The sequence below is a fragment of the Emticicia sp. SJ17W-69 genome, assembly GCF_051209875.1.
Lineage (GTDB): Bacteria > Bacteroidota > Bacteroidia > Cytophagales > Spirosomataceae > Emticicia.
In genome coordinates this window covers 2,553,375-2,565,753 of sequence record NZ_JBNTQY010000001.1, presented here as the reverse complement: position 1 = coordinate 2,565,753, position 12,379 = coordinate 2,553,375, and the positions used below count along the sequence as shown (strand labels likewise).

Below are 12,379 nucleotides of genomic sequence, written 5' to 3'. Positions count from 1 at the left end.
AAATTATTGTTTATTTTTGAATAAAAAGTAGAGAATACTACCGATTCCTAAGAAAATAATGCCAGCTATAGCTTGTTGAGGTTTTTCAATAAGGGTATTTATGACAATAAAAGCCGACATTGCCATAAAAATAATCGTTCCAATAATTCCAAATAGCGTTTTTTGTTTAATTAGGAAGAAATATGTAGCTGCTGTTAAAAAAAAGAATATTGTATCCACAAAAACCACATAAGTAATTAAATTTGAAAAGGTTTTCCAAAAGACGAGTAAAATAATTGTCCAAATAGATTGGAAAATTATTGCCCAAAATGGAGTTTTATAGATTGGATGAATTTCGGCAAATTTTTTAAAAAAAATTTTATCATCAGCCATAGCAAAATATATTCTTGGAGCTGTGAGAATATAAATACCTATTGTACCTAAAACTGATAAAATTATTAGAAATGAGATAAATTTACCTCCTAAATTCCACACTGTACTTACTGCTTCAGATGCTACACTGACTGAAACTGCTATTGTCCCAATGGGTATTAATTTTAAATAGGCAATGTTAATTGTCAAATAAGCTAAACAGACAATCAATATACCTAAAATCATCGCTTTTGGGACAATTTTATCTGCATTTTTTACTTCGGCAGCAATAAAAGTTGCGTGTTGATAACCACCATAAGAGAAAGAAACTCCAATTAACGCAAGCCCAAAAGCAGGAATTAATGATAAATAATTCTGATTTTCTGAGAAATCCGTGTTAAAAAAATCAGCATTTTGATTTATGCCAAATAATATTCCAATGATTACGATTATTAAAATACCTGTAAGTTTTGCAGAAGTAAAAATACTGGCAAATACACTTCCTAATTTAACCCCTAAAACATTCATGATTGTAAGCAAGGTAATTGCAATTATTGCAACTATCAATTGCATATTTTCAGTTAATGGAACAAATGAGCTTAAGTAAGAAGTAAAAACTAAACTCAAAGCCGCTAAAGAGCCTGTATTAATGACTACAAGCATAGACCAACCATAGAGAAAAGCAGGCAATCTGCCGAAACCTTCTTTTAAAAAAACATAAAAACCGCCTGCATGAGGAAATATTGCTGAAATTTTAGCAAATGTTAATGCTCCGCAAATAGCAATAAATCCCCCAATGATCCAAACAGACAGCATTAAACCCTCACTTGGAAGATAAGCTGCAATTTCAGATGGAGTACGAAAAATGCCTGAGCCAATACTTGATCCAATAGCAATCATAGTTAAACTATAAAGGCTAATTTGTTTTTTTAGTTGCTTATTCATAAAACATATCTACTTAAACTCCAAGTTTTCAGATTTTTTTATACAATTATACGCATTTTATTTGACCTGAGAATTGAATGATTCGCACAAAGTATCGAATAAGAGAAAAATATTCAATTCTCAGGCCGAATAAGACGTATAATAAATAGCTTTTATAAGGCTTTTCGTATTAAAAAATCTGAAAATTGGGTTATTAAATGCCTATAAAATTAACCCAACAATTATAACTAACTGATAATCAACAAGTTATAAACACAGGTGGAGAATATTATTTTATGATATTCAATCAAATAAAATATCAATTGCTTTAGCTAATTTTCTATCTTTTTCGGTAATTTTATTTCCAGCATCATGAGTTGTCAGCTCAATATTTACAGTATTCCAGACATTCGACCAATTGGGATGATGTGAATGTTGTTCAGCTAGTAATGCCACACGAGTCATAAAAGCAAATGCCTCAGAAAAATCTTTGAACTTAAAAGTTCTGACAAGTTTATTATTTTCTTCTTTCCACATACTTTTTTTTAGTTTTAAATAAAAACAAAAAGCCGAATCTTACGATTCGGCTTTTGAGCAGAGAGAGAGGGATTCGAACCCCCGGACCTTTGACAGTCAACGGTTTTCAAGACCGCCGCAATCGACCACTCTGCCATCTCTCTGTGTGATCATTCCCTGATTGAGGATACAAAGATAAGGCTTTCTTTCTTTTTTGTCAACTACTCTTTTATATTTTTTTTAAATATTTTTCAAAAAAAATATAACTACTTGGTAATCAAACAATTAGAATTTGTATTCTAAAACTGAATAAATTTAAAAATATATTCAATTCAATCTATTAATCTAAAAACCAAAGTTTATCTTTTATTCATTAAACAAAACAAGTTAGGCCGTGTTATCCATAGTTATTTCAAATTAGTTACGTTTAAGAACCATGAAAAGAGAGCTTCCAAAAAAGCCTCTTTTTATCAACTTTTCTTCTAACTTGACAATTTGATAGAACATATTATTAACAAAATCTGTAGGTACATTTACATCAGATTTTATGTTTTTTAAATCAATCAAATTTAATTTTAGCTGCAACTGTTGAATCAAACGAACAGCTAAAATAAGTGGAGAAAGTATTAAACTCCAATAGGTATGATGAACAATTTTTAATGGGATATTGTCCAAAATGATTTTAAATTTTGACAAGGTGAAACGTTGTTTTCCTCCCACGGCAATATCATGTGTACCATAAAATATTTGAAAAGCATTATTGTTGCTAATCAAGATTCCTTCATATTTTAACTTATTCTGAAAAGTTGTAAATATCTTTTTTATAATCTGGTTTTCAAATTGATAAACAACATCATTATTTATAATGACATCAAAGGTTTTATCAACAAATATTTCTTCAAAATTTGTAATGTCAATTCTTTGAACATTTAAATTACGCTCTAAACAGAAACTTACAGCATCGGCAGAAAAATCAAAACCTTGAATATCTTGATATCCATTTTTGATTAAAAAACTCATCAAGCCACCAGTTCCACACCCTGCATCCAAGATTTTTATTTGTCTATTATCTTTAAATTTTTTCTTTATTTCTCCTAAGACTTTTTCGTGTAAAACCCTATACCACCAAAGCTTTTCCTCGGCATCATACATGGCTTTATATTCATTGTAGTTGATTAGCATAAATTTACTTCTTTACATATTGGGGCGTTCCACTTTGAGAAAGAAAAGATTTTGAAACATATTCACCTATAATACCAAGTGATGTCAATTGAACACCACCAAAAAACACAAACATTGATAGACCCCAATCTGGGATTATTTTAAAAATATATAATATTATTAAAATTATTGATAACAAGATCAATACTAGTCCAAATGACAAAATAATTCTGACAGGGTAAAGTGAATAGTCAAAAAGGATCGTCATAAATAATGTTACTAACTTCTTTATGGTATAGCTTGATTCACCTTCCAAACGTTCACTGTGTTGAACTTCAATTTTACCAATATTATTAGTGACACGAAATATCAAAGCATCAATATACGGATATGGTCCTTTATATTTAATGACTTCTTCTATAACTTCTTTTTTGATTAATTTAAAACTCGACAAATACAAATCAGCAGGTTTACTCAAAAGTTTGGTGGTCATACGATTAACTAACCAGCTTCCGAGATTTCTAAAAAAATGATGTTTTTTTTCGAGGTAGTAACTGTAAACGACATCTAAATTAGCTGACTTTGCCTTGTTTAATAATTTCAAAATCTCAGAAGGTGGATTTTGAAAATCATCATCAATGATTACAGCATATTCAGCTGTAACATGATTCAAGCCACACATCACAGCATTAAATTCACCAAAGTTTTTTCTTAAAGATATAAAATTTATATTCGGATAAATTGCCGTTAATTCAGTACAAACCTTTTCAGAATTATCAGGACTTCCATCATTAACTAAGATTATTTCAAAAACATAAGTATGCAATTCTTCATGCAAACTCTCAACAAGTTTTGAAATAGTTTTGGCTCCTTTATAGACAGGTATCACAACTGATAATTCCTTCGTTTTCATATATTTAGAATGATAGCCGTAAAGAATCTTTGGCTAATATTGATTTATTTTTTCAATTATATAACTCACTTGGTTTTCAGTAAGAGCAATATTTAATGGTAAGCTTATAACCTCCTTATGGATTTTTTCAGAAATTGGGTAAGACAGTTTATTCCAAAAACGATAGGCTAATTGTTTATGCGGAGGTATTGGATAATGTACATCCGTTCCTATTCCATGTTCAATCAAATAATTTCTAAAATTTTCTCTCTCCGCTACCCTAACAACAAACAAATGCCAAGCATCTTTATTTTGTGTTTCTGAAGAAGGTAATACTAATTTCTGATTTTTTATTTCGGATAAATATCTATTTGCAATCTTTTGGCGAAACTCATTTTCTAAATTTAACTGAGGTAATTTGATATTGAGAATCGCTGCTTGTATTTCATCCAATCTGCTATTCATCCCTTGATACTCAAAAACATATTTTTTCCCTGAACCATAATTCCTAAGTGAAATAATTTTTTTTGCTAATAAATCATCATTAGTCGTAATAGCTCCGGCATCTCCCATCGCTCCAAGGTTTTTTGTTGGATAAAAACTAAAGCCAGCAGCGTCGGAAAGATTACCAGCTTTTTTGCTACCATAGTATGCTCCATGAGATTGGGCTGCATCTTCAAAAATTTTTAAACTATAATTTTGTGCAACTTTCACAATCTCTAACATTTCACAACATTTCCCATAAAGATGAACGACTAAAATAGCCTTTGTCTTTTTTGTAATTTTTTCTTCAATTTTTTGGGGATCAATCAAGTACGTAGCCAAATCAGGCTCAACTAAAACTGGCTTAAAACCTGCAAGTGAAATTGCCAAAATACTGGCGATATAAGTATTTGATGGAACAATAATTTCAGCACCTTTCGGAAAATTTGATGCCTTTAATAAAAGAATGAGAGCATCAAGTCCGTTAGCAACACCAATACAATATTTAGTGCCGCAATAATCTGCAAAAGCATTTTCAAACTTTTGAACTTCTTCACCTAATATAAACCAGCCCGAAGCAACTCTTTTTTTAAAAGCATCATTTATTTCATTCTCGTAAGGTTGATTTATTAATTTTAGATCGAGAAACGGTATATTAAATTCTTTCAAAGTAATAATGATAAAGGTTCAAATCTTTTGGTAAGGTAATCTTAGGTCAGACCTCAATTTAGTTATCTAAAAAATAGATATGGACTTACTATTCTATTTCCCACAAATTCCACGAAAATCACACCTTTCACAAGTTTGTAGATCATCTGTTTGTAAAAAACCAATTTCAGGATTAAGCATTTCAGTCACTATTTCTGTCAAAATATCTTCTGATTTTTCTATAAATCCAAAAACAGTCGGATCATTTTCAAAACTTAAATTTACTTCTAAATTTTCCTTTAAGTTACGAAATGAATAAATTTTTGCCTTCACTTCATAATTTTCTAATCTTTCACCGCCTAAATATAGTCCTTTGGACTCATACATACTCTTCAACATCAAATACTGATAAAGCCAAAGTTGTCGCAATTTTTCTTTATCGGGGTCTATCAATGCTTCTTCTAAGGCTTCATCTTTAGGTTTTTGAAGGTCTTTGAGTGTTACTTTCCCCGTTTTATAATCAATAACTTTCAATATTCTATCTTCACGTTCAATTCTATCAATCCTTCCCGCAATTTTAATTCTTTGTACTTTTCCAAGAATTGACTTTTCAAAGTTAACGACGATTTGCTTTTCTACTTCCAAAACTTCCATTGGAAATTTTTGGGTTTCATTTTGTGCTTTGAAAAAATCCTTTAACAATTGCTCGGCCACTTGCTTGAGTAAATAGTTCATTCCTGACTCAACAACATATCCTCCAAACTTCTCTTGGTAGGCTTCATCCAATCGATTTTCAATTTGAGAGATGATAGTTTCGATATTTTCACTCGTAATCTTAGGGCCAAAATCTTTGTCAATTTTTTCAAGTGTGTTATGAATCCATGTACCAAAAATATCTGCTCCAAAATTTTCATCAACCTCTTCCCGTTTTGAAATACCAGCAATTTTATCAAAATAGAATTGCAGCGAACATCTGAGATAAGTACTCAATGAAGTTGGGTAAATACCTTTATCAGAAATAAGCTTACTTATATTATTTAAAATTTCCTTAGTTTTATGAATTTCAATTTTGTTAACTACTTCATTATCAACATTATTTGAGAATTCAATTTTCGGATATGTGATTTTCAATAGATTATTTTCCTTTACTAATTCATTTTCAATCTGTAAAATAAATCGGCTTTTTTCAGTTCCTCCTCCACCAACGCCTTCGCCATTAGGAATGACATATAAAATATCAATTTCTTTGGCTCTTTGTAATAATCGAAAAAAGTGATATGACATCACGGCATCTTGGTCGGAATGAACGGGTAGTTGATATTCAATACAAGCATCAAATGGAATTAATGAATTGACGTGTTTCCCCGATGGAAGAATCCCTTCATTTACAGAAAGTAAAATTACACGATCAAAATCTAAGCATCGAGTTTCAAGCATTCCCATGATTTGCAACTTTGAAATAGGTTCTCCACTAAATGGAATTTTCTCCTGTTTTATTAACTCATACAAGAAATGCTTAAAACTTTTAAGGTTTAATTCTTTGTTTTGTAATAGGATTTTTTCAAGACGATGTAAAATCGTTAAAAATAAATATAAGTATTCCGTTTCAATAGCATCACTTGATTCTCGATATATTGTACGTAATTCATCGATCAAATCATAAAATGCTTGAAGTGCCTTTTCGGAGTTATCTCCCCACCTTGAAAATAGAATTTTAAAAATTGGCTCATTTTCACCCAGCAATAGCATTTCATCTTGACTAAGATAAACAGCATTTTTACTTAATATCTCTTGGAGTGTTTTTCTAAAAACAGTTTTGGTATTTTTATCATCATCCGTACCGACATATTTAAGTTGTTCGTACCTCCTAATAAAAGGATGATTCAAAACTTTAAATATATGGCGGTGGCTAAATTTGGGCATTTTGAATTTGCCACCATCTTTAGTTTTAAATTCTGCAATATTTTGTTGTAATTCAAAAATGGCGTCAATCAGAGTAAAAAGCATTGAACCCCTAAGTGACAACCCCATCGTGATATTAAAATCTGTCAGTTGTTCATCAAGTGAATACATAACAGGCTGTAACAAATTTTCATCACAAAGTACAATTGCTGTAGAAACATTGGGATTAGTAACAATCGCTTCAGCATAAATATGACCAGCCACCTTGGCTTGAAGTGACGCATTTTCTACTCCAATAATTTGAATATTTTTTTCGCCAGTCAACAAATCATTACTTAGCCAATTCCACTTTCCAAACCTCCCACTATTTTTATATTGTCTTAATAATGTTCCTGCTTTATGATTAAATTTATCACTCATAAAATAAGAATCTGCATCCCAAAGTGTTTCTGCCCGATTTGTTTTTACGAGTGTTTCAATAATTTTTTCTTCTGATTCACTTAAAGCATTGAATCCGATAAAATAGAACTTTTCAAAGATTACAGTATTTATATCGGAATCAATCAACAATGATTTTATACTTTCGGCTAAGTGTCTATAAGCCATTCCACGATAAGATAATCCCTTCTCTTTCAAGCTTGTATGCAAATCATTGTAAACATAATAAATGTTTTCAAATAGCTTAAAGTACTTATCTGTTGATTGTGTTTTTTCAAGTTCAGGTTTCCCTGTTCCAAGTAGTTCTAAGTTCCATCGAGCCAAAGCTTTTGCTTCGCTCATATACTCGAAAAGTGATTTTGGGTTTTCAACTAAATATTGATCAATCGTATCAAAGTCTCGTAACAAGGTAGGAGCCCAAGAAATGAATCTATCAAATTTTACTTCTGGGTCATACTTTTTGAAAATTTCATATAATTCAAATAATAAGCTGACCGCATCAATCTGATTAACTCCTGACATCCTCATCACAAAGTCATCAATGGCCAACACTTCTGGAGCAATAAATGGAATAGCAGAAAGTTGTGCCAACTCTTGCTTGAAATAAAAAACTGCCCGACGACTCGGTAAAACTACACAAACATTTTTGAGCTGTGAGAGTTGATGTTTATCAAAAATATAGCGAGCCGATTGGTTGAGGAAGGACATTTTTGGGGAACTGTTTTAAAATATCAGTTGTAAAAACTGACAACCAAAAATACATAGTATCATTTGAACTAACAAGGAGAATTTCGTGTAAAGAATGTCTTTGCCAGAAATTCTCCTTGTTATTCTTTTGAAAAGACGATATTTAGGAAAAAACAAAAATCATTTCCTTTCCAATGCTTCCTTATAAACTTTCAACACTCTTTCACGAGCGAAAGAATGCTCAACAATCGGTTTAGGGTAATCAAAACTATTTAATTCAGGAATCCACTTTTTGATATATTTTAGTTCGGGATCAAATTTTTGAGTTTGGGAAGTTGGATTAAAAATTCTGAAGTAAGGTGCTGCATCACATCCACTACTCGATGCCCATTGCCAACCGCCATTGTTAGCTGAAAAATCAAAGTCTAATAATTTTTGTGCAAAATAAGCTTCACCCCAACGCCAATCAATGAGTAAATGTTTTATTAAAAAACTTGCCGTAATCATTCTCACTCGATTGTGCATAAAGCCTGTTTTATTGAGTTCACGCATTCCCGCATCTACGATTGGATAACCCGTTTTACCTTCACACCATTTTTGAAACTCCAAATCATTGTTCCGCCAAATGATATTATCATATTCTTTTCTAAATGATTTACCTTCACTAATATGTGGAAAATGATATAAAATATTCATATAAAAATCTCTCCAAATGAGTTCATTCAACCATTTTTCATTCAATCTTATTGCTTTTTGAACTAATTTTCTGATACTCACTGTTCCAAAACGTAAATGTACACTCAAGTGGCTTGTACCTAAGATTGATGGAATATCTCGTAATTCATCATATTTTCTTATTAACTCTTCTCTTATATCTTTTTTAGGAAACACCTCTCCTATTATTGATTCAAATCCAATCTCTTTTAAGGTTGGCATTTCGATTATAGCATGTTGAAAAAAATTATGGTTATATAATTCATTGGGATAAGACTTTAAATAAAAGTCATTAAGCGTTTCTTTCCACTTACGGCTATAAGGTGTAAATACTGTATAAGGTGTACCAGCTCCACTCAACACTTCATTTTTCTCAAAAATCGTTTGGTCTTTAAATGTATAAAAAGCAATACCTTTCGCATTGAGCAAAGTACCAATTTCTCGATCCCGCTCAATTGCATATTTTTCATAATCATGATTGGTATAAACTTCGGCAACATCATATTCCTGAAGTATTTCTTGCCAAATAGTAGCAGGTTTTCCGTATTTAACAATAACTGTTGAACCTAATACAGCTAATTTTTCTTGTATTTCGACTAAGGCCTGATGAATAAATGCTACCCTACGGTCTTTCTTATCATTGAGTTTTTCTAAAATATTTTGGTCAAAAATAAAAATTGGAAGTACAGGATAAGTGCTTTTTAGAGCATGATATAAACCTGCATTATCATCTAATCGTAAATCTCGGCGATACCAAAAAATAGAGATTCTTGTTTTTGTCTTCATTTATCATTCATTTATCTACTTCCACAAATTTTTTATATACACATTGAAATAAAAACTTTACATTTGGGTTAATTGTTTGTCTAAAACTCAAACTTACAAAATAAACTATCAAAACAATGAAAAAAATATTAGTTACAGCATTTTCACTTTTTACACTCAGTACCTTTGCCCAAGACACACCTACTGCTGATGCTGTCATTGAAAAGTATATTACAGCCATTGGTGGCAAAGATGCCATTGCAAAAATTCAAGATTTAACAATCAATAGTACCAGCGAAACACAACGTGGAACTTCAGAAACTGAGGTAAAATTCAAATTTCCTGACCGTTATTCGATGTCAGTATATATGAATGGCAATGAAGTGATGGGAACAATTTATGATGGTACTAAAATAAAAAGCACTGGCTTTGGTGGCGGTGGCGGTTTTGGTGGAGGCGGCGGAAATCGTGGAGGAGCAACTGGAACACCAGCTACTGGCGGTGCTGCTGGAGGTACTCGTCCTCCTCAAGAAGGGAAAGAAGCTCAGATGGCAGCCATGAGAGCCAACCCTTTTCCAGAGTTACTTTATGACAAAATGGGAATTACTCGTACTGTCATTGGCAAAGAAAAAGTTGGAGAAAAAGATGCGTATAAATTAGAGCTATCAACTGCTGAAGGTAGAAAGTGGAATGATTACTTTGATGTAGAAACTGGATTGAAAGTAAAAACATATTCTGTAAATGAAACCCCAAGAGGAAAGTTTGAAAATTCAGTTCAGTACCTAAATTATAAAAAATTCAAAGGAATGGACGTTTTGATCCCTTCTCAAACAAAAAGAAGTGCTGGTCAAATGGGTGAAATTGTATCGGAAGTACAATCTGTAAAAATGAATAAGGGTTTAAAAGATTCAGAATTTGTAATTAAAGAATAACAACCTAACCTATTCATAATCAAGCGGATATAGGTATTAAAGCGGACAGCGAAGTAAATTTCGAGTCCGCTTTTTTGTTTTCTTGATTTGGAAATGCACTTAAAAATATTTATCTTCGTAATCATCCGCAAACTAAGACAATATTATGAGACCAATCTGGAAACAAATAATTATCAAACTCACTTCTCGTAGAAAAAAGAATTCTGCTGAAAAAAATCGTTATTCTGATTATCAACGAGCAAAAGCTTACCGTGAATTTATTATTTCGCTCAAGCGAAATATCAAGGATTTTATTCTTATCACAATAGGTATTTTCTCAGCTTCTTTTGGTTTCAAAGGATTTTTACTTTCCAACCATTTTATTGATGGTGGTGCAACAGGTATTTCTTTGTTGATTTCAGCATTAACTGATATTCCATTGTATATGCTGCTCATAGGCATCAATATCCCTTTTATATTTCTTGGATATAAAATTCTTGGGAAACAATTTGCGTTCAAAACAGCATTATCCATTTCTGGCCTTGCCTTATGTGTGGCTACCGTTCCTTTTCCTGATGTTACTCAGGATAATTTATTAGTTGCTATTTTTGGAGGTTTTTTTCTGGGAGCGGGAATTGGGCTTTCTGTGCGAGGTGGAGCTGTAATTGATGGAACAGAAGTATTGGCCATTTTTTTGAGTCGAAAATTTGGAACAACACTTGGTGACATCATCACCTTAATCAATGTCATTATTTTCCTAACAGCGGCCTATTTCTTATCCATCGAAATTGCACTTTATTCGATGATAACTTATTTATCTGCTTCAAAAACACTTGATTTTATTATTGAAGGTATTGAAGAATATATTGGTGTCACGATTGTTGCCGTACACAATGATGATATTCGAAAAATGATTATTAATAAATTGGGACGAGGAGTAACTGTTTATAGTGGCAAGCGTGGCTACGGAAAAAATGGAGAAAGCAAAGCAACTGATATTATTTATACTGTCATCACTCGTCTTGAACTCAATAAACTTAATACCGAAATTGAAAAAATTGAGCCTGAGGCTTTTGTAGTGATGAATAGTGTGAAAGATACAAAAGGTGGCATGATTAAAAAAAGACCTTTACATTAAATTGCATTGTTGGTGATGAAATTTATTAAAAAACTTCCAACAGACAGACTTAAACCGTACATCAAATATTTGATAATATCAGAGGTTGATGAGGGAACAAACTATAAAGTTTTTCCATCGACAGGACTTGTCATAGGTTTTCAATATAGAGGAAAATTAGCTTTTATAGAAAATCAAAAAGAAAGTCCATTGGCAACCTCAGGCATTACAGGAATACAGGACGGGTTTAGAATTTTTAAAAACGAAAAAAATATTGGGTCAATTCTCGTATTCTTTAATGAAATAGGTGCTTCATTTTTTTTCAAAACGCCAATCAATGAACTTTTCAATGAAAGCCTATCACTTGATAATTTCATTAAACAATCAACAATCCAAACAATTGAAAATTGTTTATCAGAAGCCAACACCGACGAAGAGAGAATTAATATTGTAGAAAATCTATTGATAAGTTTACTGATAGATAAAAAAGAAGATAAACTGATTATTGAAGCTGTCTATCAAATAACAACATCACAAGGAAAAGTTAAAATAAAACAACTGGCATCATCTCTTGCTATTAGCCAAAGCCCATTTGAAAAAAGATTTAGAAAAATCATCGGTACATCGCCAAAAAGGTTTGCTTCCATTGTTCGATTTAACAACATTCTCCATTCATTACAAAAGGGTAACTCATTGACGATCAGCTTTGAAAATGACTATTTCGACCAAGCACATTTTATCAAAGATTTCAGGCATTTTACTGGTGAGACTCCCGAAAAGTTCATGAAAAGCAAATTGTAAATAAACGATTTTTTACAATTTTTGATATAAAAAATATTCCAAATTTGCATAAAATTAAATCAAATAGGA

The 12,379-nt window shown here is 31.6% G+C and carries 10 protein-coding genes and 1 tRNA gene; 3 read left to right on the top strand and 8 right to left on the bottom strand.

Features of this window, described 5'->3' with window-relative positions; genetic code table 11:
• Positions 1-3: 3 nt before the first annotated feature.
• The 8 genes from ACQUQZ_RS10465 to ACQUQZ_RS10430 form a co-directional block, all read right to left on the bottom strand.
• On the bottom strand, positions 4-1,296 hold the full coding sequence (locus ACQUQZ_RS10465; protein WP_435354888.1) for an APC family permease: 1,293 nt from the start codon (positions 1,294-1,296) through the stop codon (positions 4-6).
• A gap of 282 nt (positions 1,297-1,578) precedes the next feature.
• Positions 1,579-1,812 (bottom strand): 4a-hydroxytetrahydrobiopterin dehydratase, encoded by a 234-nt coding sequence (locus tag ACQUQZ_RS10460; RefSeq protein ID WP_435354887.1) that lies wholly within the window; start codon positions 1,810-1,812, stop codon positions 1,579-1,581.
• A 58-nt stretch (positions 1,813-1,870) separates the two neighbouring features.
• Positions 1,871-1,955 (bottom strand) — tRNA-Ser (locus ACQUQZ_RS10455).
• A gap of 253 nt (positions 1,956-2,208) precedes the next feature.
• Positions 2,209-2,973 carry a class I SAM-dependent DNA methyltransferase gene (locus ACQUQZ_RS10450; RefSeq protein ID WP_435354886.1) on the bottom strand — a complete coding sequence of 255 codons (765 nt, stop codon included), beginning with the start codon at positions 2,971-2,973 and terminating at the stop codon, positions 2,209-2,211.
• Positions 2,974-2,977: 4 nt separating this feature from the next.
• The gene (locus ACQUQZ_RS10445) at positions 2,978-3,865 is read right to left on the bottom strand and encodes a glycosyltransferase family 2 protein (protein ID WP_435354885.1); all 888 of its coding nucleotides are present in this window, start codon (positions 3,863-3,865) and stop codon (positions 2,978-2,980) included.
• A 33-nt stretch (positions 3,866-3,898) separates the two neighbouring features.
• The gene (locus ACQUQZ_RS10440) at positions 3,899-4,996 is read right to left on the bottom strand and encodes a DegT/DnrJ/EryC1/StrS family aminotransferase (protein ID WP_435354884.1); all 1,098 of its coding nucleotides are present in this window, start codon (positions 4,994-4,996) and stop codon (positions 3,899-3,901) included.
• 93 nt (positions 4,997-5,089) lie between these two features.
• Positions 5,090-8,023, bottom strand: coding sequence for a PD-(D/E)XK nuclease family protein (locus tag ACQUQZ_RS10435; RefSeq protein ID WP_435354883.1), 2,934 nt, complete (start codon positions 8,021-8,023; stop codon positions 5,090-5,092).
• A 159-nt stretch (positions 8,024-8,182) separates the two neighbouring features.
• The gene (locus tag ACQUQZ_RS10430) at positions 8,183-9,502 is read right to left on the bottom strand and encodes a cryptochrome/photolyase family protein (RefSeq protein ID WP_435354882.1); all 1,320 of its coding nucleotides are present in this window, start codon (positions 9,500-9,502) and stop codon (positions 8,183-8,185) included.
• Positions 9,503-9,618: 116 nt separating this feature from the next.
• Here ACQUQZ_RS10430 and ACQUQZ_RS10425 point away from each other — a divergent pair, with 116 nt between their 5' ends.
• The 3 genes from ACQUQZ_RS10425 to ACQUQZ_RS10415 all read left to right on the top strand — a co-directional run bounded on the left by ACQUQZ_RS10425 (position 9,619) and on the right by ACQUQZ_RS10415 (position 12,310).
• Positions 9,619-10,413, top strand: coding sequence for a hypothetical protein (locus tag ACQUQZ_RS10425; RefSeq protein WP_435354881.1), 795 nt, complete (start codon positions 9,619-9,621; stop codon positions 10,411-10,413).
• Positions 10,414-10,558: 145 nt separating this feature from the next.
• Positions 10,559-11,530: a YitT family protein gene (locus ACQUQZ_RS10420; protein WP_435354880.1), complete on the top strand. Its 972-nt coding sequence runs from the start codon at positions 10,559-10,561 to the stop codon at positions 11,528-11,530.
• Positions 11,531-11,545: 15 nt separating this feature from the next.
• Positions 11,546-12,310 (top strand): helix-turn-helix domain-containing protein, encoded by a 765-nt coding sequence (locus ACQUQZ_RS10415; protein WP_435354879.1) that lies wholly within the window; start codon positions 11,546-11,548, stop codon positions 12,308-12,310.
• Positions 12,311-12,379 lie beyond the last annotated feature (69 nt).

Coding starts and splice junctions, on each gene's coding strand:
- ACQUQZ_RS10465 (WP_435354888.1), bottom strand. CDS start 1,296: ATGAATAAGCAACTAAAAAAACAAATTAGCCTTTATAGTTTAACTATG.
- ACQUQZ_RS10460 (WP_435354887.1), bottom strand. CDS start 1,812: ATGTGGAAAGAAGAAAATAATAAACTTGTCAGAACTTTTAAGTTCAAA.
- ACQUQZ_RS10450 (WP_435354886.1), bottom strand. CDS start 2,973: ATGCTAATCAACTACAATGAATATAAAGCCATGTATGATGCCGAGGAA.
- ACQUQZ_RS10445 (WP_435354885.1), bottom strand. CDS start 3,865: ATGAAAACGAAGGAATTATCAGTTGTGATACCTGTCTATAAAGGAGCC.
- ACQUQZ_RS10435 (WP_435354883.1), bottom strand. CDS start 8,023: ATGTCCTTCCTCAACCAATCGGCTCGCTATATTTTTGATAAACATCAA.
- ACQUQZ_RS10430 (WP_435354882.1), bottom strand. CDS start 9,502: ATGAAGACAAAAACAAGAATCTCTATTTTTTGGTATCGCCGAGATTTA.
- ACQUQZ_RS10425 (WP_435354881.1), top strand. CDS start 9,619: ATGAAAAAAATATTAGTTACAGCATTTTCACTTTTTACACTCAGTACC.
- ACQUQZ_RS10420 (WP_435354880.1), top strand. CDS start 10,559: ATGAGACCAATCTGGAAACAAATAATTATCAAACTCACTTCTCGTAGA.
- ACQUQZ_RS10415 (WP_435354879.1), top strand. CDS start 11,546: ATGAAATTTATTAAAAAACTTCCAACAGACAGACTTAAACCGTACATC.